Source organism: Nocardia brasiliensis NBRC 14402, from assembly GCF_000308475.2.
Lineage (GTDB): Bacteria > Actinomycetota > Actinomycetes > Mycobacteriales > Mycobacteriaceae > Nocardia > Nocardia brasiliensis.
The window spans coordinates 88,406-110,583 of sequence record NZ_BAFT02000032.1 but is presented as its reverse complement, the minus strand read 5'-3'; the positions used below and the strand labels follow the sequence as shown (position 1 = coordinate 110,583).

The following is a 22,178-nucleotide window of genomic DNA, read 5'->3' as shown; positions in this document are numbered from 1 at the left end:
GCGGTAGCCTGACCCAAGTCTTGTCCCCGAACCCCGCAGAGGTCATGTGGAACTTCGTCAACTGAGATACTTCGTCGCGGTGGCCGAAGAACTACATTTCGGCAGGGCGGCCGAGCGACTGATGATCGTGCAGTCGTCGGTCAGCCAGCAGCTCAGCAGGCTGGAGCGTGAGCTCGGCGTGGTCCTGCTGGAACGTTCACCCCGCAGCGTCCGGCTCACCGAGGCCGGGGCGGCGTTCCTGCCTGCCGCCCGCCGGGTGCTGGCGGCGGAGCGGCGCGCGCGGTCCAGCGTCGCCGATTTCCTCACCCCGCCTTCGGTATTGCGGATCGGGACCAGCCGCGGCATGGGTGAGCGGCTGGAGCGATTGCTCGTCGCGCTGAAACAGCGCGCTCCGGGCCTGAAGGTCGAACTGACGTCCGCCGCCTTGGGGCAGCGCCTGCGCAAGGTCTCGGAATACGAGTGGGACGCGGCGTTTCTGCGCGGTGAGGTCGCGGCCCCGGAGGGCGTGCGCCAAATCCCGGTCTGGCACGACGAATTGGTGGTCGCGCTGCCCGCCGACCATCCCTCGGCGCTCGACCGCTGCGTGGATCTGGCCGAACTGGCCGCGTTGCCGCTGTATCTGACCAACCGGCTCAACAACGCGTTACTCGACGACCTGGTGCTCACCGCTTGCCACAACGCGGGTTTCGAGCCGGTGCTCGGCCCCGAGCAGATCTCCATCCAGGACACCCTGGCGGTGCTCGGCGCGGGCGAACCCGGTTGGACCGTGCTGTATGCACCGCACGCCCGGCTGTTGCGCAGCAGCAGAGTGGCGTTCCTGCCGCTGTGCACTCCGGGCGTGCTCGCGTTGCCGACGGTGCTCGCCGTGCGCAGCAGCGCGATGGACCGCCTGCAGCCGTTGCTCGAAGCCTGCAAGGATGTCGCGCTGGGTGACGCCGGGCTGGACGAGGAAGATCTGGGCGACCAAGACCGGGCGTCCTGACCAGGAATCGGCGTGGCCGGCCGAATGCCCGATCGGGCCGTACCTCCCCGAAAATTTGCACACCGATTGCTATGTTGTCCCCTCGCTACACCGTAACTCAATCAGCGTGCGAGAACTCAGTCGAGGAGACGGATGCGTTCGGGGCGTCAAGTGGCACAACGGTTTGTCAGCGTGGCTCGAGTGGTGACGGCGGTAGCCGTGCTCGTGGTTGGCGGTCTATTCGCGGTCGACTCCCTATCCGGCGCCGCAGCCGCGGAACCGAGCAGCGACTCCGAGGGGCAGCGCAGCGAGCGCTGGACCGCACTCCATGACGGACCGCAGCCCTACGCCGATGTGCACATCGACTGGGACGTCCCCATCCGGATGAGCGACGGCGTGGTGTTGAAGGCCAACGTGTACCGCCCGATGGACGCCGCGGGACAGATCGAGCAGCGGCCCTTGCCGACGATCGTGAATCTCACGCCGTACAGCAAATTGGCGTCCAATCTGGTCGATTCGGCGCTGGCCATCCCGAATCTGCAACCGATGGCGGTGGACCTGATCCGGCGGATGGACCTGTCCGGCACCCCGGTCAGCGGTTTCGAGGATCTGCTGCACGCACTCGACGGCGGCACCGTGCACACCGTGCTGGGCATCGATCGCGACCTGATCCGCAGCGGCTACACGCAGGTGATCGCCGATGTCCGGGGCACCGGCTTCTCCCAGGGGATGTGGGACACGCTCGGCGCGCGCGAGCAGCTGGACACCCGGGAGGTGATCGAGTGGGCCGCCGCCCAGCCGTGGTCCACCGGCAAAATCGGCATGAACGGCGGCTCCTACGCGGGCATCAACCAGCTCCGCGCGGCCGAAAACGCCCCGGCCGCACTGAAAGCCATCTTCCCGGTCACGCCGGGCAGCGACCTGATGCGCGACGTCGTCGCGCCGGGCGGCGGCATCGGCACCACCTTCATGCCGCTCTGGCTGAGCAACGTGAACCAGATGAAGGTGCTGCCCGACGTGCGCTCGATGCTCGACGGCACCTTCGACTGGCAGTGGTTCCACGACCGGATGGCCGACCCGTCCACCAATTACGATCTGCTGGTGCAGGCGCTGGTCACGCCGTCGCTGGACGCCGTGCCACCCGCCCTGGCCGAGTTGCTGGACGAGAACAGTGAACTGCGCCAAGGCATTCTGGGCCACCCGGAGCGGATCACCGTGCCCACCTTCGTCTACAGCGGCTGGCACGATATCTTCGCCAACAGCGCCACCAAGCTCTACAACGCGATCCCGTTGGCCCCGAGCCGGAAACAACTGATCGTCGGCGACACTTATCACGCGAATCCGGGTTCGGGCACCGGCTTCCCGGGCGCGCCGCCGCGGCTGCCGGTGTTGCAGCGGGTGTGGTTCGACAAGTGGCTCAAGGACATCGACCACGGGATCGACGACTTCGGCCCGGTGACCGTCTGGGAGCAGGGCGGCGGCTGGATCACGCTGGGAGAGTTCCCGCAGACCGGCGTCACCCACCGGCGGGTGTATCTGACCGCGGCGCCGAGCGGCACCGCGACGAGCGTCTACGACGGGTCGCTGTCCACCGCACGACCGGAGGAAACCGAGACGCTGACGGTGGCCCCCGGCTTGAGCACCGTGTGTTCGCGCGATGCCGCGCAGGGGTCGGCGGGCCTCACCGCGGCATTGGACATGTGCGCCAAGGATTCCCGGATCGCCGAGCAGAACGCGCTGACCTTCACCGGCGCACCGGTCGCGGAGCCGACGGTCATCTCCGGGCCGATCAACGTCCATCTCAACACCGTGCACGACGCGACCGACGGCTACTGGTCGGTGACCGTGAACGATGTTGCGCCGGAAGGTACTTCCACCGTACTGAGCACCGGCCAGCTGACCGCGTCGATGCGCGCGGTGGACGAGGCGAAGAGCGCCCGTTCGGCCAACGGTGATTTCACCGCCCCGTACAACCCGATCACCCTGGATCGGCTGCTGCCGGTGGTGCCCGGTGAGCCGACGGCGCTGGACATCGCCGTCATCCCGGTGCAGGCGGTGCTGCAACCGGGTCATCGGCTGCGCGTCGACGTCTTCGCCGGAAACTCGCCGAAGGCGCTGGCTTTCCGGCCGCTGCTGAACAACACCGAACTGAAACCGCAATCGGTGCTGCTGGATCCGGCCGCGCCGAGCTTCGTCAACCTGCCGACCAGCAGGCCGCTCGACTGAGCCGAGCGGCGCCGCCGGTCCGCGGGTCAGAGCTTGGCCTGCACCTGGTCCGCGATCAGCGCGAGGTGGTCGAGGTCGTCGAGATCGAGGATCTGCAAGTAGATCCGCTGGGTACCGATCTCGGCGTAGCGACCGATCTTGTCGACCACTTCGGCGGGCGAGCCGGCCAGGCCGTTCGTCTTCAGTTCGGCCACCTCGCGGCCGATCGCGGCGGCGCGCCGGGCCACCTCGGCGTCGTTCGCGCCGACGCAGGCGACGAGACCGTTCGAGTAGACGAGGTCCTCGCCCCGGCGGCCGCGGGCCTCGGCGGCGGCGCGCACCCGGTCGAATTGGGCGGCGCTGTCCTCCACCGAGGAGAACGGCATGTTGAACTCGGTCGCGTACTCGGCGGCCAGGCGCGGCGTGCGCTTGGCGCCGTGGCCGCCGATCAGCAACGGCACCGGACTCTGCACCGGCTTCGGCAGCGCGGGGGAGTCGGTGAGCTGGTAGTGCTCGCCGTCGAAGGAGAAGGTATCGCCGGGCTTGGTGGACCACAGCCCGGTGATGATCGCCAGTTGCTCCTCGAAGCGCGCGAACTTGTCCGCCGGGAAGGGGATGCCGTAGGCGGCGTGCTCCTCGGCGAACCAGCCGCTGCCGAGGCCCAGCTCCACCCGGCCGCCCGACATCTGGTCCACCTGCGCGACCTGGATGGCCAGCGGGCCGGGCAGCCGGAAGGTGGCGGCGGTGACGAGGGTGCCCAGCCGGATCCGCTTGGTCTCCCTGGCCAGTCCGGCGAGGGTGATCCACGCGTCGGTGGGGCCGGGCAGGCCGTCGGCGTCGCCCATCTTCAGGTAGTGGTCGGACCGGAAGAACGCGTCGAATCCCAGATCCTCGGTGGCCTTGGCAACGGTGAGCAGGGTGTCGTAGCTCGCACCCTGCTGTGGTTCGGTGAAGATGCGCAATTCCATGAGCACCATCGTGCCCGAGCTCCGCGTCGCCGCCGCGGGCCGGGGTGCGGTGTGGTGATGCCCGTCTCGGCGTGCCCGGCGGCCCGGCACGGGAGCGTCAATGGCAAGTTCCTGCCACGCGGTGGGCCGCGAGGCCCAGCGCAGCGAGAGCGGATGTGCCCGAGTCGGTTTCGACGCCGCGAAAGGCATTGGTGCGCAGCGCAATTCACAAGACCATCGAGCGTGGCGTCTAACATCCTGCGGCATAACGCATCTCGATGACGGCGTGGTCGTGGGATCATGGGCAGTCGGTTTCTTAGTATTGCCTGACCTGACCCGGTCGGGTAACCTCAGTTGCCAGACGATCTAGATGAGACCGAGTTGAAATAGTCGGATCGTCCGTGCCGGTATCGACGCAATGGGGGTCTGGTTGTGGTGATGCGAACCAATGAGATGTCAATCTTTCTGACCTGATTGCCTGCAGGTTCGGGTTTCCTGCTGCGATTAATTCGATAGTTCTGTCGATTGCTCTGTCCGTGCGAGGCCCAACGACGTGGATCGCACTATTCTCCCAACGGCGTGGAATTCGGAGCGTTGACCAGCCGGTGACGGCGGTAGTGCGGTGCCGTCACCGGGTATTGTTGCCGACTTCGTTGTTCGGCTGACACGCGAGAATCAACACTGCCCGCCGCCCTGTGCGGTGCGGTAGTGCTGGGCTGTGTCGATTTTCCCTGGAGGATGATTAATGGTCCTATCTCGAATCGAATCCATCGGCACCTATGTGCCGGAACGAGTGGTCACCACCGAGGAATTGGTGGGACGGTTGGATCCGGAATTCCGCTTCGATCTGGAGCGGATCACCGGAATTCGGGAGCGGCGGGTGCACCGGAACGCGGACGGAGTCGTCGAGGATTCCTGTGTGCTGGCATCGACCGCCGCGCAACAGTGTCTGGACAATTCCCGATATACGGCCGAAGACCTGGACATCGTGATCTCGACGTCGATAACACGAACTGTCGCCGGGACCAAGTTCTATTATGAACCGTCGTTCGCGCTGCTCGTCCGGAACACGATCGGTGCGCACGACGCGAAATACTTCGATATCACGAACGCGTGCGCGGGCATGTCCACCGGCGTGCTGATCCTGGACAGCATGATCCGGGCCGGCCTGGTCCGGCGCGGCCTGGTGGTCAGCGGAGAGCAGATCACCCCCATCGCGGAGACCGCGGTCCGGGAGATCTCCAAGAAATACGACCCGCACTTCGCCGCGCTCACCGTCGGCGACGCGGGTGCCGCGGTGCTCCTGGATGCGGAGGGCAGCCCGGGCGATTCGATCGAATTCATCGATATGATGACCTCGGCCGAATACGCCGACCTCTGCATCGGCATGCCCAGCGATCGGAACCAGGGTATCGCGATGTACACCGACAATCGCGCCATGCAGAACGAGGAACGGTATCTGCAAGGTATTCGCCGATTGCGCGACTATCTCGCGACCCGAGGGTCTTCGTTCGAGCAAGAAGGCTTCGATTTCGTCATCCATCACCAGTTCAGCAAGCCCGCGCTGGATTACGTCAACAGCCTCATGGTGCGCGAATACGAGAGTCCGCAACCGGAACATCTCACGTCGCTGGAAAAATATGGCAACACCGCATCGACTTCCCATTTCGTGGTCTTGCACGACCATTTGAAACGAGGCGAGATACCGCCCGGGTCGAAGGTGCTGATCGTTCCGTCCGCGTCCGGAATGGTCTACGGGACCATCTCCGTATCTCTGCGTGAAGTAGGTGTGTGAGCCATGGGTATCGTGGTCGAAACCGTCCAGGTGAGCAATGATGCGGATACCGGGAGCGCCATCGAACACGCGGTGCGGGCCGCGCGTGCCTGTGTGGCCGAGGTGGGCGACGCCGGAATTCATACCTTCATCAATACCGGCGTCTACCGCGACCGCAATATCGTGGAACCGGCCGTGGCCGCATTGATCCAGAAACGCGCCGAAATAGGCCTGCGGTACGCGTCGGATATCGAACCGGTGTTGTCCTTCGATCTGATGAACGGCCCGTGTGGATTTCTGGGTGCGGTGGAGGTGTGTGACGCGATCTTGCGGACGCGCGGCAGCGGCCGCTGTCTGGTCGTCGCGGGCGACGGCCACCCCTCCACCGACCGCGCACGCTCGTTCCCCTACGCCTCGACCGGTGCCGCAGCCGTGCTGAAACATGTTGCACAGCAAGAGGGTTTCGGCAAGGTGTACGGAGCCGCGACCACCGGCAAGTTCGAACCGCACGGGTACGTCGATCTCGCCGAGATGGGCGCTACCGGGCGGGAAACCCTCAGCTTCGGGTCGGTGTTCGACGAGGACGAGGTCTTCAAGACCGCGGTCCGGGCCGCGCACGACTGCCTGGACGCCGAGCACATCGACCCTGCCACAACGACTTTGGTCACCACGCAGCCGGTGGCGGATTTCGGCGCGCGGGTCGCCGCGGAACTGGGCTTCGGGCTCGTCGTGGCCGCGCCGGCGGGGTACGGCCGCGATCCGCATACCGCCGCGTCGTTGATCGCGTACGCCGCGGCCACCGCCGACGGCCCGGTCTCGGACCTGCTGCTGCTCGCCGCGGGCGCGGGCCCGGTCGCCGCGGCATCGGTCTACCGCAGGCCCGCGGCACGCTTCGCAGAACAGGGGGACCACCGATGACAGCACAGACACCGGCCGCCGGACGGCGGCCGGGCACCGGCCTCGTGGTCGGGATAGCCGAAACCGTCCGACTTGCCTGGTGGACAAGCATTCTCGCGGCCGAGTACCTGCTGGTGCCGCGCAATCGCACCGACGATGTCCGCAAGACCGCGATGCTGCGCCGCTACCTGCTGCGCATGGGACCGCTCTACATCAAGGCGGGGCAGATCCTCGGCACGCAGACCGGGTGGTTCTCCCCGGACGCGGCCGACAATTTCCGGGAGTTCTTCTCCGGGCTGCCGCCGATGAGCCGCCGGAAACTGCGCAAGAAGGTGCGCGAAGGTTTCGGCGTCGCCGTGGAGGAGATCTTCGCGGATTTCGACTGGGAGCCGCTCGCGGTGGGCTCGGTCGCACAGGTGCACCGGGCGACCCTGCGCGACGGCCGTCCCGTCGCGGTGAAGATCGTGAAAGCCGGTGTCGCCGAGCGTATTCGCGCCAGCTCCACGGTGATCGGCATCCTGCTCGCGATCGGTCACCGGATCATCCCGCAGGTGCGTTCGCTGGACGGCCCGGCGCACTTCGGTGAACTGCGGCCCGCCCTGATCGGCCAGTGCGACATGCTGGGCGAGGCGCGACGCCAGCAAGCCGTCGCACACAACTTCCGGACGCACCCGTACCTGACGATTCCGGCCGTGTACGAGGAGCACTGCCGCGCCGAGATCCTGGTCATGGAGTTCGTCGACGCCGTATCCGGCGAAGAGGTCGAGCGGGTGCAGGCCTCGCATCCGGACCTGGCGCGCCGGTTGCAGGACGTGTTCTACACGATGGCGTTCTTCCACGGTTGCTTCCACGTCGACCCGCATCCGGGGAACATGATGTTCACCCACGATGGCGGCATCATCGCGCTCGACTTCGGGCTGGTCGGCTATCTGAGCGAAGACGACAAATGGAACCTGGCCTCGTTCTTCTACGCCTGTGTTCGCAAGGAATGGTCGGTGGCCTCGGACCGGTTCACCCGCGCGTTCGTGGCGCAGCCCGGCCGGCTCGGTCCGGCCCGCGAAGAGTACGAAGCCAAGCTGGCCGTCATCCTGCGCAAGCATTTCGAGACGGAGTCCTACAAGTGGTCCACCGTCGGCTTCTTCGACGAGGGCACCCGGCTGCTGCGCAGTTATGGTGCGCGCGTTACCACTTCGTTCTCGCTGCTCGCACTCGCCTTCCTGACCGGCGAGGGCTATATCTGCCGGATCGATCCCGAGATCGATATCTGGCGCAACGGCCGCAAGTTCACCGACCGGTTCTCGCCCTATATGAGCGACGAGCTGAAGGAGGACTTCGAGAACCGGCTCGGGCGCCGGATCCCGCTGTCGATGCAGGTGAAGAACGACAAGGAGCGGCCGCTGATCGCACCGTCGCACCTGGACCGGTTCGCGCTGCCGAGCGCGTTCCCGCTCATCGTGGCGGAAGCGGAAGGCTCGCGCATCGTCGACATCGACGGCAACAGCTACATCGACCTGTCCTCCGGCTACGGTCCGCACATTCTCGGCTATGCGCCCAAGTGCGCGGTCGCGGCGATCAGCGAGGCCGCCGCCAGCGGTGCGGTGAATTCGCTCGGCAACCGGCCCGAGCTCGAGCTGGCGGAGCTGATCGCCGAGGCGTTCGGCCCGGATGCCAAAGTGGTGCTTGCCAATTCGGGTACCGAAGCGGTCCAGGTGGCGCTGCGCCTCGGCCGGGCGCACACCGGCCGCCAGCGAGTGGCGAAGTTCGAGGGCCACTACCACGGGTTCTCCGATCAGGGCATGGTCAGCTCGTGGTTCCGCTACAGCGGTGACCGCACCGCGCCGACGGCCATCGCGAATTCCGCAGGCGTGCACCAGGTCGTGGTCGAGGACACCATGGTGCTGCAATACGGGGACCGCAGTTCGCTGCGCGTGCTGGCCGAGCAGTCCGCCGACGTGGCCGCGGTGATCATCGAACCGATGCCCTCGGCCACGGTGACCTACGACGCCGAGTTCCTGCGTGAACTGCGCGAGGTCTGCACGGCGCACGGCATCGTGCTGATCTTCGACGAGGTGGTCACCGGCTTCCGGGCCTGCTACGGCGGCGTTCAGCACCTGGTCGAGGTCCGCCCGGACCTGACCTGCCTCGGCAAGATCATCGGCGGCGGTCTGCCGTGCGGGGCGGTGGTGGGCCGGACCGAGGTCGTGAATGTCGCACGCACCAGCGAGGATCCGTTCCTCGACGTGGACTCGCGGGCCTTCGTCGGCGGCACGATGAGCGGTAACTCGATCACCGCCGCGGCCGGTGTCGCGGTGCTGCGCGAGCTGTCCGGCGCACCGGAGATCTACCAGCGGTTGGAGGACCGTACCCAGCAGCTGTACGAGCTGATGCGGACCAGCGTCGAAGAACTCGGTGTGCCTTGCGGTATCAAGGCGAAGCACTCGATCTTCTCCATCGCGTTCGACTACGCGAAGGGTCCGCTGATCCGGGATCGCCTGTCCGGCGCGGACATCAAGGCCAGCCTCGCGCTCGCGTACTACATGCGCGGTCGCGGCGTGTATCTGCCTGAGCTGCACACGATTCTGTTGAACGCCGCACACTCCGAGGACGACATCCGGGAGATCGCCGAGGCTTTCGACAGCAGCATTCGGGAGATGAGCACGCACGGCTTCTTCGCGGCCTGACCGCCCCGGCTCGACCGCCCCTGCCCGACAACGCAGCACCTATCGTTACGGAGAGAACATGAGCACAACCACCGACGCGCACGCCGCGCGCCCGGTCCCCGATTTCCTTCGGGTGTATGCCCCGTCGCGTTTCCAGAAGCGCATCAGCCCGGTCTCGCGCATCCCGGCCACCGGCCGGATCGGCGAGGTGTGGCACGCGGCCGCGCAGCGCGGCTCGCTGAACACCATCACCGTGGACCGCGTCCCGGATCTGGCCCCGGAATTCGGCACGATCCTGAACTACGGCAACTGCGCGACCATCGTCGATCACCTCGCCGCGAAACTGAACGCGTGGGGCGTGCGGCCCTGGGATCGCGTCGCGGTCGTCAAGCGCAACCATCTCGACACCGCGTTCCTGGCCAGCGCGATCGCCCGCCTGGGCGCCATCCCCGCGCTGATCTCGGACAACCACAGCCGCGAGGTGCTCGATATCCTGATCGGCCGGCTGGAGACGCCGTTCCTGGTCACCGACGCCGGCGCGGTGGACCGGATGGGCATCGATCCCGAACTGGTCGCCAAGACCGTGCGCACGGCCTGTGTCGGACGCCCGGACGACCGGCCCGACCTCGACGACTGGTTCGCCCTGGACGAGGGCATCGTGCCGGCGAACGCGATGCGCCAGCCGTTCGAGCCGATGGTCATCACGCACACCTCCGGCACCACCGGCGCACCGAAACTCGTGATGCATTCCGCGAATTCGCTGTACTCGCTGGCGCTGGGCGAGGCCGAGCGCTGGCCCGGGGTCGGGCTGCGGGCCACCGATCGGTTCGCGATCTGCGAGCCCTACTGCCACCAGCGGGTGATCACCGGCCTGCTGGCGATGGCGACGGTGCAACCCACCATGCTGTGCCTGTCCGATCCGATGGATCCCGCGGTGCGCGATGCGCTCGTCGCCTACCGGCCGACGTTCATGGAGACCGTCCCGAACGGATTCCTCTACTGGGAGAAGTACATCGACGATCCCGGCCGTCCGTTCGCCGACGTCCGCGTCTATGTCAGTTCCTACGACGGCATCCACACCCGCACGATGCGAAAGTTCTTGAACGCCAGCAAACGTCGGCAACCGCTCTGGTTGCAGTCGTGGAGCCAGTCGGAGGCGGGGCCGGTGGCGGTCCGCGTCTACGTCCGGCATTCGGTGCGTCGCGTCGGGCATCGGCCGCCGCCCACCCAGGTGCTTGGCTGGGCGGTGCCGCGCTGGGGCAAGGTCCGCTGCGTCGACCCGGAGACCGGGCGTCCGGTGCCGCGCGGTCAGGTCGGCCTGATCCAGCTGTCCGCGCCGGGACGCTGCCTCGCCTACGTCAACGAGCAGGACCGGCACACCCACAAGGTGGACGGCGAATGGTGGGATCTCGGCGACCTCGGCATCGTGAGCCGCTGGGGCACCGTGCGCATGATCGACCGCGAGATCGATCGCCTGCCCGAATCGAGCACCATCGAACTCGAGGACGTGCTGCTCGACCGGCTGCCCGAAACGACCGAGGTCATCGTGCTCGCCATCGCCGGCGGCCCGCCGCAGCCCGTGCTCAGCATCGATGGGGACCGCGAGCTGGACAAGAACGCCTGGCGGGCGGCGACCCACGACATGCCGGAGCTCGCGGAGCCGATCCAGGTCAAGTGGTCGGAGTTCCCGCGCACCGCGACCTGGAAGGTCCGCCGGGTCGCCCTGCGCAAACAACTGTTCGGGGCGGCCGAGGCCATCGGAAAGGGCCGGTGGACATGACAGCTCCCGACTTCACGGTCGCGGTGGTCGGGGCGGGTCCGAGTGGGATCGTCACCGGAATCAAGCTGAAGCAGGCGGGTATCCAGGATTTCACCATCCTGGAGCGGGCCGACGATGTCGGTGGCAGCTGGCACAGCAACACCTATCCGGCGATCTGTGCCGACTCGCCCGGACTCGCCTATCAGTACTCGTTCCTGAAGAACCGCAACTGGACTCGGTTCTTCCCGAAGGGCGCCGAGGTCCGCGACTATCACGTGCGGGCCGCCCGGCAGTACGGCCTCTATCCGCACCTCCAGTTCGGCAAGCACGTCGTGGCCCAGAAATGGGATGCGGCACAACGGTGCTGGAGTCTGCGACTGGCCGACGGTGCGACGACCACGGCACGGTTCCTGATCACCGCGGTCGGCGTGTTCGTCGACCCGGTGACCGAGCCGGATATCGCGGGCATCGACGAGTTCGCGGGCGTGGTGCAGCGGACCGCGGCCTGGCAGCACGCGCACCGGCACGAGGGCAAGCGTGTCGCGGTGATCGGCACGGGGGCGAGCGCGGTGCAGATCGTGCCCGCGCTCGCCCCCGACGCCGCGGTGGTCGACGTCTATCAGCGCACGCCGGTGTGGTGTCTGCCGAAGCCGGACTTCGACCTGACCTCCGGCGTCGGCAGGGTGCTGCGCTCGCGCAGGCTCGTCGGGTTCCTGCACGGCATCGGATTGGCGTTCTTCGATCTGATGTTGCGACTGGCCGCGGTGCTGCCGAAACCGGTGGCGAAGGCCTTGCTGGTCGGGTTCGATCTCAGTGCGCGCGCGGCGTATTCGCTCGTGCTGCTGAAGGCGGTGCAGGACCCGGCGGTGCGGCAACTGCTGCGCCCGCGGTTCGGGTTGGTGGTGAAGCGCCCGGTGCTGTCGAACTCGTTCCTGCAGACCTTCAACCGGGCGAACACCAACCTGATCACCGAACCGATCGAGCGGCTCACCCGCACGGGCGTCCGCACCACGGCCGGCGTCGACCGCACCTACGACATGATCGTGCTCGCAACGGGATTCGTCGTGTTCATCGATCCGCGCGCCTACCCGCCCGGCACCATCGTCGGCCGCGACGACGCCGATCTCGGCACCTTGTTCGCCACCCGCGGCATGCAGGCCTACGAGGGGCTCAGCGTGCCCGGTTTCCCGAACCGCTGGATGATCGTCGGGCCGTACTCGTGGACCGGCACGGGCTGGCATTCGGCCGCCGAACTGGCCGCCGATCACGCGGTCCGCATCATCAAGGAGACGCTGCGCCGCGGCGCCGACGTCGCCGAGGTGACCCAGGCCGCGCACGACCGCTATCACCGTGCGGTGCAACGCAACGGCCGCAACATCGAGCTCTACTACAAAGAGATCAACGGCGGCACCCGCACCTACTATGTCAACGCCCGAGGCGAGGTCGCCTACATCCGCCCGGGTTCCTTCCTCCGCGCCATCTGGGGCGGTCGGTACTCCCCGGTGAACCACTACCGCTACACCGGGTCACAGGGAGCATGACGCGATGGCGGGCACTGCGACAGCAGCCGCGCTCCGGATCGCGATCGTCGGGGTCGGCCCGCGCGGGTTGAGCGTCTTCGAGCGTATCTGCGCGAACGCGGGCAGCGACGCGTATCCGGTCGGCGTGGAAGTGTTTCTCATCGACTCGACCAGGGTGGGCACCGGGGCGGTCTGGCGCACCGATCAATCGCCGCACCTGCTGATGAATACGGTGGCGGCACAGGTCACCATCTTCACCGACGACACGGTGGAGATGGACGGACCGGTGGACGAGGGGCCGAGCCTGTACGAATGGGCGAGCTTTCTCGCCAAACTGGGCAATTTCGCGGAACTGCCGGACTCGATGTACGCCGAGGCGCGTGCATTGGGCCCGGACACCTATCCCACCAGGGCGCTGTACGGCCACTATCTGCGCTGGGCCTACGAGCACATCAGGGACGTGCACTCGAACAGGGTGCGCGCCGACGAGATCACGGCCACCGTGCTCGATGTCCGCGATCAGCCCTCGGGCTTGCAAGAGGTCGAGCTCAGTACCGGCGCGCGCGTCCGCGACCTGGACGCGGTCGTGCTGACGCAAGGCCATCTCGCCTTGATCGGTGCGGACAGCGATGCCGGCTCGCCGGCCCGCGCGGCGCGGCGTCTCGGCTTGACGTATGTGCCGCCCGCCAACGCCGCCGATGTCGATACCGCCGAAGTCCCGGCTGGCGAACCGGTCTTCATCCGCGGTCTCGGCCTGACCTTTTTCGACTACGTGGCGTTGTTCACTGCCGGCCGCGGCGGATCGTTCGGACCGGTGGACGGCAGGCTCGAATACCTGCCGTCGGGCGCCGAACCGGTGATCATCGCGGGCAGCAGGCGCGGTGTGCCACACCGGGCCAGGGGCGCCAACCAGAAAGGGGTCGAGGGCAGGCACGAGCCGGTGCTGCTCGACCTGTCGCGCATCGGCGAATTGCGCAAGCGGGCCAAGCGATTCGGCGATGTATCGTTCCGGCGCGACGTGTGGCCGCTGGTGGCCCGCGAAGTGGAGTCGGTCTATTACTCGGCGCTGATCGCGGATCGGGTCAGTCCCCGTGAACTCCGCCGGTTCCGGGCGCGCTTCCTGCACGCGGCGACCGAACCCGCGGCCGTCGCGATCCTCGACGGTCTCGGGATCGATCTGCGGGAGCGGTGGGATTGGGCCGCGGTCGCCGACCCGACCCGCGGGCGTTGTTTCGGTTCCCCGGCCGAGTTCCGGTATTGGCTGAGCGATTACCTGGAGCGAGATGCGGGTGATGCGCGGCAGGGCAACGTGTCCGGGCCGGTCCCGGCCGCGCTGGATGTGCTGCGCGACATCCGCAACGAGGTGCGGCTGATCGTCGACCACGGCGGTATCGCGGGCGGTTCGTATCGGGACGACCTGGACCGCTGGTACACGCCGCTGAACGCTTTTCTGTCGATCGGGCCACCCGCCAGCCGAATCGCAGAGCTGGCAGCCTTGATCCGGGCGGAGGTCGTCCGCATCGTCGGACCGGGCACCCGGGTCCGCGTCGATGAGCGGTCGCGTCGATTCGTCGCGGACTCGCCCCGGGTGGCGTCCTCGCGGACCACCGCGGGCCTGCTGATCGATGCCAGGCTGCCCGATCCGGATCTGCGCAACACCGCGGACCCGTTGCTGCGCAACCTGTTGCGCCGCGGCGAGGTGCGCAGCTACACCCTGTGCGACCCAGACGGCGGCCGCTATCCGACCGGCGGACTCGAGGTGGCGGCCGCGTCGCACGCCGTGCGCTCGGCGGCCGGGCACGCGCACCCGCGGCGCTATGCCCTCGGCGTGCCGACCGAATCGGTGCGGTGGGTGACCGCCGCCGGACCGCGGCCGCAGGTGAACTCGGTGACCCTGTCCGATGCCGACCGGATCGCCCGCGCCGCACTGGCCATCGATGGCCGCACACGACACTGTCGCTCGGCTGAAAGGACGTGTATCACCGTGCACGACAATGGATTACTGGCGCCGGTGCGTGCCGGCGTGCCGATGCGGCGACTGGTGAGCGACGACGCCTGGATAGCCGCCATGGTCGACGTCGAGCTGGCGCTGGTCCGGGCGCAAGCGCGGCTGGGCATCGTCCCGGCGTCGGCGGCACAGGGCATCGCGCGGGCTGTACGGACGTATCGCTTCGACGCGGACGCGCTCGCGCAGGCCGCGCGCGACGCGGCGAATCCCGTGGTCGCCTTCGTCGCCGAACTGCACCGTGCGGTCGCCGCCGTCGACCCGGCGGCGGCGGACTACGTACACCGTGGCTCGACCAGCCAGGACATCCTGGACACCGCGACCATGCTGATCGCCGCGCGGGCCGTCGCGGCCATCATCGATGACCTGAACGGCGTCATCGACGCGCTGGCCCGGCTGGCCCGAGCGCATCGAGACACCCCGATCGCGGGCCGAACCCTGGGAATGCACGCCGTGCCCACCACGTTCGGCGCGAAGGTGGCGGTGTGGATGCACGGCCTGCTCGATGCGCGGGATCGGCTGAGCCAGGTCGCGTCCTCGGGCCTGCCGGTGCAACTCGGTGGAGCGGCCGGAACGTACGCCTCGTATGTCGAATGCGCCCGGATCAGTGACTCGGACCTGGCCGTGGCCGCGCCCACGGAGATCTACGAGAAATTGACCACCGAGTTCGCCACGGAACTCGCCTTGACCGCCGCCCCGGTGCCGTGGCAGACGGTGCGCACGCCGATCGCGGATCTGGCGATGGCGATGGCCGTCACCTCCGGTGCCCTCGGCAAGTTCGCGGTCGACGTGATCACCCAGTCCCGCACCGAGATCGCCGAGGTGTTCGAGCCGGCCGCGGCAGGCCGGGGCGAATCCTCCGCCATGCCGCAGAAGCGAAACCCGGTGCTGGCCACACTCATCCGCTCCGCGGCAGTACAGGTGCCCGCACTCGCGTCGATTCTGCTCGGTGCGATGCTCGCCGAAGACGAACGACCGGCGGGGGCATGGCACGCGGAGTGGCAGCCGCTGCGCGAATGTCTGCTGCTGGTCGGCGGGTCCGCGCACACCGCCGTGGAACTGGCCGAGGGACTTACCGCGGACGCCGCGCGGATGAAATCGAACCTCGCCGCCACCCAGGGGCAGGTGCTCGCCGAACGCCTCGCCTTGCGCCTCGCCCCACTGCTCGGCAAGGACGCCGCGAAGAAGGTCTTGCAAGTGGCTGCTTTCGAAGCCCAGCAGAGTGGCCGTTCGTTCAGCGATGTGCTGGCGGAGGACTCCGCGGTCCGCACCCACCTGTCCGAGCGGGAGATCACCGAATTGCTCCGCCCCGAAACCTATCTCGGTGCCGCCACCGCCTTCGTAGACCGAGTGCTCAACAGATTGTGAACGGTGGCGGCGCCGCGGACCCGTCGCCGCCGCGCGATGTTTCGTACGCCGCGCGCGTGTTGCTCGACTGACACGCGCGCGGGACGACGGGATGTGCGCGGCGGGTGCCTCGCCCTGGTCAGGGCGGCTGTCCTCGACGTCGAGGCAGCGCTAGTCGAACCAGCTGTCGATGCGCATGGCGGTGAGCATGTTGCCCTCGAGACGGAGTTTGCCGGTGGCAAGTAGTCGGACGCCGCTGACCTCGCGGGCGACCAGGCGCAGGAACGCGACGTCGCCGAGGGTGAAGGTGACGTCGGCGCGTGTGTCGGCCGGGCCGGGGGTCGCGGTGCAGGTGCCGCGGTAGACGTGCATGGTCCACCGGTCGGGCTCGTCGCCGATCTGCCAGTGGATCGTCGCGTCGGTCTTCTTGGTTTTCGGCTCGAGCACTGCGGCACACCAGATTTCGAAGATGCGCGCCACGATCTGCGGGCGCAGCTCCTGATCGTTCATCAACGCCGCGAGATCGGCGTCGCTGGAGTCGCGCACGAACTCTTTGAACTCGTCCTCGGTGGTCTCCGGCGTCAGTTGCGCTGCCATACCGCGATCGTGCCACGGTCGATGCCGTGCTCGCTTGTACGAATCCGCAAGCCGCCGGGCCGTTTTCGCGCTAGTGCGGTTCGGGTCCGGAATGTACGGCACGCAGCAGCACGCTCGGCGGCACGCCCGTCATCTCGCGGCACACCCGGGTCGCGTGCGCGCTGTCGGAGAATCCGGCGCTGTGCGCGGCGTCGGTGATGTTGCGCCCGGCCAGCGTCTCGATCAGCGCATATTGCAGTCGCGCCCAACGCACTACACCGGGGAAGTTCACGCCGGTCTCGTTCACGAAGAGCTGACCGAGGCTGCGCTGCGAGATCGATACCGCCGCCGCCAGGTCGCGCAGATACAGTTTGCGCGGCATCAGCACGGTCAGCAGGTCCAGGGCGTCCCGCAGTTTCGGGTGCACGCCGTCGGTGGCGATCGGTTCGCCGCGAACGGCGCTGAGAAGCCGTTCCGCGGCCGCCTCCAAGTCCGCACAGCCGTCGACATCCACGGAGGTCAGCGGTGCCGCGGCGGCGGCCCAATCGCGCGGCCCGGTGCCGTTGGGCACGCGGGCGGCGATCTCGCGGGCATCCCGGCTCGCCGGATGCAGATAGATCGACAGCACCCGGGTATCGGCGCTGCCGGATTGCAGGGCATGGGACACGCCGCTGGGCACGATGACGCCGCGGCAGCGCACCTTTTCACCCGCGCCCGTGGCGATCAGCTCCCCGTGCACCGCGAGGGTGATCTGCACGGCCGGGTGGTGGTGTTCACTGGTCGAGCCGAACCGACCGGCGAGAACGAGCCGGTCGGGGGCAATGCTCCACGTGCCCGCCCACGTAGTCTCCATGGAGTTAGGTTAGCCTGATCCACCTGCCGCGTCGATGACCTCCGCGGTTACGGCAGCGGCCCGCAAGATCTTTCCGGATCTGCCGATCTGTGCAAGCGCCACCACCCCTGACCCGCGCACACTCGACCCGTAGCACGGGCTATCGAGTGAGGGAGGTTGCGATGTCGGCAGTTATCGACGTCCGGTCGCTGGTGAAGCGGTATGGGAAAGTGGCCGCGCTGCGGGGGCTCGATCTGGAAGTGACCGAGGGCGAGGTACACGGCTTCCTCGGCCCGAACGGCGCCGGCAAGACGACGACCATCCGCACGCTGCTCGGCCTGCTCCGGCACGACGCCGGCGAGGCGAAGGTCTTCGGCCTGGACCCGCGTGCGGACGCGATGGCGATCCACGCCCGGCTCGCTTATGTGCCCGGCGATCTCAATCTGTGGCCGTCCCTGACCGGTGGCGAGGTGATCGACATCCTCGGCAGGCTGCGCGGCGGTATCGACCCCGCACGCCGGGCCGCGCTGATCGAGCGGTTCGAACTCGACCCGAGCCGGCGCTGTTCGACGTATTCGAAAGGCAACCGGCAGAAGGTCGCGTTGATCGCGGCGTTCGCCGCCGACGTCGAACTGTTCATTCTCGACGAACCGACCAGCGGCCTGGATCCGCTGATGGAACAGCAGTTCAGCCACTGCATCGAGGAGGCGCGCGACAGCGGGAAAACGGTGCTGCTGTCCAGTCATATCCTCGGCGAGGTCGAGAAGCTCTGCTCCCGGGTGACGATCATTCGCAGTGGAATGACGGTGCAGTCCGTGGGCATGGCCGAGCTGCGCGCCGAATCCGGTACGCAGGCAGTGGAATTGGCAGATCTGTTCCTGCGCCACTACGGTGCCGCGCAGGCGGGGTCGGCGAAATGACGAACCTGACCGTCGCGATGCGACTGAACCTACGACTGAACTATCGCGGGCTGATCGCCGCGATGATCGCCGTGATCGGCTGCATGTACGCGGGCGTGCGCGGGCTCGACAAGATGTATCCCACGGTCCTGGAGCGCGCGACCTACGCTTCGATCGCGAACACGCTCACCTCGCAGCAGGCGTTGCAGGGTCCGCCGACCGCCTTGAACACGTTGGGCGGCATCGCGGCTTTCGAGGTCGGCTGGTACGTGTCGATCGCCGTCGCGCTGGTCAACATCATTGTGGTCGTGCGCAATACCCGGGCGCAGGAGGCGCTGGGGCGGCTGGAGTTGCTGCGCGCGGGGCGATTCGGTGCGCACGCCAATTCCGTTGCGGTGCTGATTGTTTCCGTCCTCACGAACCTGATCGTCGGCGTCGGCTCCGCACTCGCGTTGATCGCGGGTGGGGCCGAGAGCCGGGGAGCGGTCGCGTTCGGCGTCGCTTTCGCCTGTGTCGGCATCGTTTTCGCGGCGATCGCGCTACTCGCCGCCCAGCTGACCGAGCACGCCCGCGGTGCGTACGGTATCGCCTGCGGTGTGCTGGGGCTGGCCTATGGGCTGCGCGCACTCGGCGACACCGTCGACTCCGATGCGCTGCGGCTGCTGTCTCCGCTGGGCTGGGCGCAGTTCATCCACCCGTTCGGTCAGGTGCAGCTGTGGCCGATCCTGTTGTGCGCGTTGGTTTCCGGTGCGTTGTTCCTGCTGGCGATCCGGATCGAGCAGATCCGTGACTACGACGCCGGACTGTTCCGGGCGCCGCCCGGGGCGCCCGCGGCCGGTCCGCTGACCCGCACCGCGCTCGGCATGGTGGTGCGGGCCCAGCGCGCCGGGCTGGCCATGTGGGTCGCGGCGCTGTTCGGTCTCGGTCTCGGTTTCGGGGCGGCCGCGCACGATGCCGGCGAGGTGGCACAGGGCACGCAGGGCATGCTGAACCTGCTCGCCGGATTCAACGTCGACGTCGTCGACGGCTTCCTCGCCATGTCGACGCTGCTGCTCACCCTCGCGATCACCGGATCGACCGTCGTCGGCGTGCTCCAGATCCGCAGCGAAGAGCTCGCGGGCCGCGCGGACCTGCTGCTGTCCGGCACGTTGCCGAAATGGCGTTTCGTCGCAACGCATCTGGCCTATGCACTGGGTTCCGCGGTGCTGCTGCTCGTGGTGACCGGACTGGGCCTCGGGACCGCGCACGCGCTGCGGACCGGTGATCCGGGACAGGTGTCCCGGTTGCTCGGCGCCGCGCTCGCGCAACTGCCCGCCTGTGTTTTCCTGGCCGGACTCGGCGTGTTTCTCGTCGGGATCCTGCCGCGTATCACCTGGCTCGCCTGGGTGGTGCTGGCCGAATCGGCGGTGGTCTCCATCCTCGGTCCGTCCATGAAGCTGTCCGCGTCAACCATGAATGTTTCTGTGTTCAACCATGTTTCGCACCTTCCCGGAGTGTCGATCGATGCGCGATCGTCGCTGGCGCTGACAGCCGCCGGTGCGCTGCTCGCGCTGCTCGGCGCTGCCGGTTTCGTCCGCAGGGATCTCGATTGATCCCGTCAGAGGAGCAGTTGTGTCCGAATACGCTTCGATCCCGAGTTACCGTTCCATCATCGTCGGCATCGACGGCACGCCACGATCCTTACGCACCGTGGAGACCGCCGCCCGATTAGCCAGGGACGCGCACGCCACCCTGACGGTGACCTGCGCCTACCCGGAACTCCCGCCGACCGAGCGGGCCATGATCAACGACCTGCTCGACTCCGACAGCTACAGCGTGCTGCCCGCCGCGGCCGTCGACGAACTGCTGAAGGACGCCGCCGCGCACGTCGACGACCAGGGCAGTGAACCGGCGGTCCAGTACGCGGTGCGTGGCGGCCCGGCCGAGGCGCTGCTCTCGATCGCCAACCACGTCAGCGCGGACCTGATCGTCGTCGGCAGCGGCGACTTCGCCTCGCCGTTCGGACGTTTCCTGCGGGCCTTCCCCGCCGAGATCGCCCGCCGGGCGCACTCCGACGTGCTGATCATCAAATCCGCCAACCCGTGAAGCGCGGTCCGCCGCCGCGGTCACGGTAGGCTCGGAGCCTGGATTTCCGGCGCCGACGGCGGCGGACTCGACGCTGAGGAGCCGATGTGCCGCAACGACCCGGATTGCCGATCGTGGTGGTGATGGGGGTGTCGGGTTCCGGCAAATCGACCGTCGGGCGGGAACTCGCCGCGACCCTGGACGTGCCCTACGCCGAAGGCGACGAATTCCATCCCGCCGCGAACGTCGCCAAGATGGCGGCCGGTATCCCGCTCGACGACGCGGACCGGGCGCCGTGGCTGGACGCCGTCGCGGCGTGGCTGGCCGGGCAGGTCGACCGCGGCGGCGTCATCACCTGCTCGGCGCTGAAACGCGCCTACCGCGACCGCCTCCGCACCGCCGCCCCCACCGCATTCTTCCTGCACCTGTCCGCCCCCCGCGTGGAACTCGCCCACCGAATGACCGAGCGCAGCGGACATTTCATGCCCGCCAGCCTCCTCGACTCCCAACTCGCCGCGCTGGAGCCGCTCGGCGCCGACGAGTACGGCACCGTGGTCGACGCAACCCGCCCCGCCCCAGAACTGGCCCGTGCGGCCGCCGCGGCATTGCGCGGTGACGCGGCACACTGAGGCCGCGCTGTCCTGTGCTGGCTGCCGCGCGATATTTCGCACGCCGCGTGCGTGTCGCTCGACTGACACGCGCGCGGGGTGACGGGATGTGCGCGGGATCGCCATACACGAGCACACTGCGCCACTCGCGGCGTCTACTGCGTACGAGGTTGCGCCTAGTTCGACGAGGCGGCGACACGCTCAGACCCAGAGAGGCAATGGTTCGCGGGATGCGAGCCAGGGCTCAGGGATTCCACGGGTAAGTCCACCGGGGCCGGTGCGTGCCGCGACGATCCCGCCGACGATTGCCGCGGTGGTGTCGGCGTCGCCGCCCGCCTCGATGCAGGCCGTGATCGCGCCGGGGTAGTCGTCGAGGTGGGAAGCGGCGGCCCACAGGGTGAAGGGCACGGTGTCCTGGGCGCTCACCTGTGCGCCGTTACCGAGTTCGTACGCTGCCTCCGCCGCTGATCGGCCCAGCAGCGTTCGTGCTCGGTGGATACCGTCCGCAGTCCGGCCCGGGACCAGGTAGGGCTCGATCGCGTCCAGTAATTCGCTTGGCGGGCAGTAATTTCCGCGCGTGGCAGCCGCGTGGCTCGCCGCTACGGCGACCACCATGGCGCCGACGATCGCTTCCGGATGCCGGTGGGTCACCTCCGCCGACAGTGCGGCCTGCTCCGCCGCGCGTTCCGGCTGTCCCGCGAAGTACGCACCGAGGGGCGCGACCCGCATGGCGGCGCCGTTGCCCCAGGATCCGCGCCCGTCGTAGAGCCCGCCCGCCACCTCGGCCCACGGCTCGCCGTCCCGAATCCGGTGCAGCACAGCGACTGTGCCGCCGCTGTAGCCCCGGTATGGTTCGCACCGTTCGGCGAACAGCGCGGCCAGCGCATCCCGGTCGATGTGCCCGCGCTCGCGAATTTCGGTGTATACCGAGCACGCCATTTCGGTGTCGTCGGTCCATTGCCACGGACCGCTCGGCGGCTTGCCCGCGCGGAGTTCGGAAAGGGAGCGGCCCGGTACGAAGAACTGCGCACCCAGCGCGTCCCCGACGGACAGTCCATCGAGGCTGTCCCGCGCGGCATCAAGAGTTGACGGCATACCGGCTCCATGGTGCCAAACCGCGATGG

General features: G+C 68.0%; 15 protein-coding genes and 1 pseudogene. 12 read left to right on the top strand and 4 right to left on the bottom strand.

Annotation, left to right across the window (positions count from 1 at the left end; translation table 11 throughout):
• Nucleotides 1-46: 46 nt before the first annotated feature.
• Nucleotides 47-982 (top strand): LysR family transcriptional regulator, encoded by a 936-nt coding sequence (locus TY25_RS09560; protein WP_042255552.1) that lies wholly within the window; start codon nucleotides 47-49, stop codon nucleotides 980-982.
• Nucleotides 983-1,114: 132 nt separating this feature from the next.
• On the top strand, nucleotides 1,115-3,187 hold the full coding sequence (locus tag TY25_RS09555) for a CocE/NonD family hydrolase (protein WP_042255551.1): 2,073 nt from the start codon (nucleotides 1,115-1,117) through the stop codon (nucleotides 3,185-3,187).
• Nucleotides 3,188-3,213: 26 nt separating this feature from the next.
• Here TY25_RS09555 and TY25_RS09550 read toward each other — a convergent pair whose 3' ends face one another.
• Complete coding sequence (locus tag TY25_RS09550) at nucleotides 3,214-4,134, bottom strand: LLM class F420-dependent oxidoreductase (RefSeq protein ID WP_042255580.1); 921 nt, start codon at nucleotides 4,132-4,134, stop codon at nucleotides 3,214-3,216.
• A gap of 724 nt (nucleotides 4,135-4,858) precedes the next feature.
• On the opposite strand from TY25_RS09550, the gene TY25_RS09545 reads away from it, so the two are divergent.
• The 6 genes from TY25_RS09545 to TY25_RS43950 are packed head-to-tail and all read left to right on the top strand — an operon-like array spanning nucleotide 4,859 to nucleotide 16,096.
• A complete protein-coding gene (locus TY25_RS09545) occupies nucleotides 4,859-5,908 on the top strand; it encodes a 3-oxoacyl-ACP synthase III family protein (RefSeq protein WP_042255550.1) in 1,050 nt (349 codons plus the stop codon).
• Between the two features lie 3 nt (nucleotides 5,909-5,911).
• Nucleotides 5,912-6,805, top strand: a complete 894-nt coding sequence (locus TY25_RS09540) for a beta-ketoacyl-[acyl-carrier-protein] synthase family protein (protein ID WP_042255549.1) — start codon at nucleotides 5,912-5,914, stop codon at nucleotides 6,803-6,805.
• Nucleotides 6,802-9,465 (top strand): aminotransferase class III-fold pyridoxal phosphate-dependent enzyme, encoded by a 2,664-nt coding sequence (locus TY25_RS09535; protein ID WP_052382893.1) that lies wholly within the window; start codon nucleotides 6,802-6,804, stop codon nucleotides 9,463-9,465. The genes TY25_RS09540 and TY25_RS09535 overlap by 4 nt, the downstream gene beginning before the upstream one ends.
• Nucleotides 9,466-9,523: 58 nt before the next feature.
• A complete protein-coding gene (locus TY25_RS09530; protein WP_052382892.1) occupies nucleotides 9,524-11,224 on the top strand; it encodes a class I adenylate-forming enzyme family protein in 1,701 nt (566 codons plus the stop codon).
• Nucleotides 11,221-12,744, top strand: coding sequence for a flavin-containing monooxygenase (locus tag TY25_RS09525; protein ID WP_042255548.1), 1,524 nt, complete (start codon nucleotides 11,221-11,223; stop codon nucleotides 12,742-12,744). Before TY25_RS09530 ends, TY25_RS09525 begins: the two co-directional genes overlap by 4 nt.
• Before the next feature lie 4 nt (nucleotides 12,745-12,748).
• Entirely contained in the window at nucleotides 12,749-16,096 is a 3,348-nt protein-coding gene (locus tag TY25_RS43950) for a 3-carboxy-cis,cis-muconate cycloisomerase family FAD/NAD(P)-binding protein (RefSeq protein ID WP_063602715.1), read from the top strand.
• A 150-nt stretch (nucleotides 16,097-16,246) separates the two neighbouring features.
• Here TY25_RS43950 and TY25_RS09515 read toward each other — a convergent pair whose 3' ends face one another.
• Together TY25_RS09515 and TY25_RS09510 are read right to left on the bottom strand one after the other, a co-directional pair.
• Entirely contained in the window at nucleotides 16,247-16,672 is a 426-nt protein-coding gene (locus tag TY25_RS09515; protein ID WP_042255547.1) for an SCP2 sterol-binding domain-containing protein, read from the bottom strand.
• A gap of 70 nt (nucleotides 16,673-16,742) precedes the next feature.
• Nucleotides 16,743-17,504 (bottom strand): helix-turn-helix transcriptional regulator, encoded by a 762-nt coding sequence (locus TY25_RS09510; protein WP_042255546.1) that lies wholly within the window; start codon nucleotides 17,502-17,504, stop codon nucleotides 16,743-16,745.
• 161 nt (nucleotides 17,505-17,665) lie between these two features.
• Between TY25_RS09510 and TY25_RS42540 the strand changes: the two are divergent.
• The 4 genes and pseudogenes from TY25_RS42540 to TY25_RS09490 form a co-directional block, all read left to right on the top strand.
• A pseudogene (locus tag TY25_RS42540) lies at nucleotides 17,666-18,319 on the top strand (ABC transporter ATP-binding protein); the annotation flags it as partial.
• Nucleotides 18,320-18,399: 80 nt separating this feature from the next.
• Nucleotides 18,400-19,974, top strand: a complete 1,575-nt coding sequence (locus tag TY25_RS42535) for an ABC transporter permease (RefSeq protein WP_042255544.1) — start codon at nucleotides 18,400-18,402, stop codon at nucleotides 19,972-19,974.
• A gap of 19 nt (nucleotides 19,975-19,993) precedes the next feature.
• Entirely contained in the window at nucleotides 19,994-20,467 is a 474-nt protein-coding gene (locus tag TY25_RS09495; protein WP_014984177.1) for a universal stress protein, read from the top strand.
• 122 nt (nucleotides 20,468-20,589) lie between these two features.
• Entirely contained in the window at nucleotides 20,590-21,075 is a 486-nt protein-coding gene (locus TY25_RS09490) for a gluconokinase (protein WP_052382895.1), read from the top strand.
• A 180-nt stretch (nucleotides 21,076-21,255) separates the two neighbouring features.
• Here TY25_RS09490 and TY25_RS09485 read toward each other — a convergent pair whose 3' ends face one another.
• The gene (locus TY25_RS09485; protein WP_042255543.1) at nucleotides 21,256-22,149 is read right to left on the bottom strand and encodes an ADP-ribosylglycohydrolase family protein; all 894 of its coding nucleotides are present in this window, start codon (nucleotides 22,147-22,149) and stop codon (nucleotides 21,256-21,258) included.
• Nucleotides 22,150-22,178 lie beyond the last annotated feature (29 nt).

Bases quoted from the DNA above. Each gene is read 5' to 3' on its own strand.
- TY25_RS09545 (WP_042255550.1), top strand. From the start codon at position 4,859: ATGGTCCTATCTCGAATCGAATCCATCGGCACCTATGTGCCGGAACGA.
- TY25_RS09555 (WP_042255551.1), top strand. From the start codon at position 1,115: ATGCGTTCGGGGCGTCAAGTGGCACAACGGTTTGTCAGCGTGGCTCGA.
- TY25_RS09490 (WP_052382895.1), top strand. From the start codon at position 20,590: ATGGGGGTGTCGGGTTCCGGCAAATCGACCGTCGGGCGGGAACTCGCC.
- TY25_RS09515 (WP_042255547.1), bottom strand. From the start codon at position 16,672: ATGGCAGCGCAACTGACGCCGGAGACCACCGAGGACGAGTTCAAAGAG.
- TY25_RS09485 (WP_042255543.1), bottom strand. From the start codon at position 22,149: ATGCCGTCAACTCTTGATGCCGCGCGGGACAGCCTCGATGGACTGTCC.
- TY25_RS09530 (WP_052382892.1), top strand. From the start codon at position 9,524: ATGAGCACAACCACCGACGCGCACGCCGCGCGCCCGGTCCCCGATTTC.
- TY25_RS09535 (WP_052382893.1), top strand. From the start codon at position 6,802: ATGACAGCACAGACACCGGCCGCCGGACGGCGGCCGGGCACCGGCCTC.
- TY25_RS09540 (WP_042255549.1), top strand. From the start codon at position 5,912: ATGGGTATCGTGGTCGAAACCGTCCAGGTGAGCAATGATGCGGATACC.
- TY25_RS09525 (WP_042255548.1), top strand. From the start codon at position 11,221: ATGACAGCTCCCGACTTCACGGTCGCGGTGGTCGGGGCGGGTCCGAGT.
- TY25_RS42535 (WP_042255544.1), top strand. From the start codon at position 18,400: ATGACGAACCTGACCGTCGCGATGCGACTGAACCTACGACTGAACTAT.
- TY25_RS09510 (WP_042255546.1), bottom strand. From the start codon at position 17,504: ATGGAGACTACGTGGGCGGGCACGTGGAGCATTGCCCCCGACCGGCTC.
- TY25_RS43950 (WP_063602715.1), top strand. From the start codon at position 12,749: ATGGCGGGCACTGCGACAGCAGCCGCGCTCCGGATCGCGATCGTCGGG.
- TY25_RS09550 (WP_042255580.1), bottom strand. From the start codon at position 4,134: ATGGAATTGCGCATCTTCACCGAACCACAGCAGGGTGCGAGCTACGAC.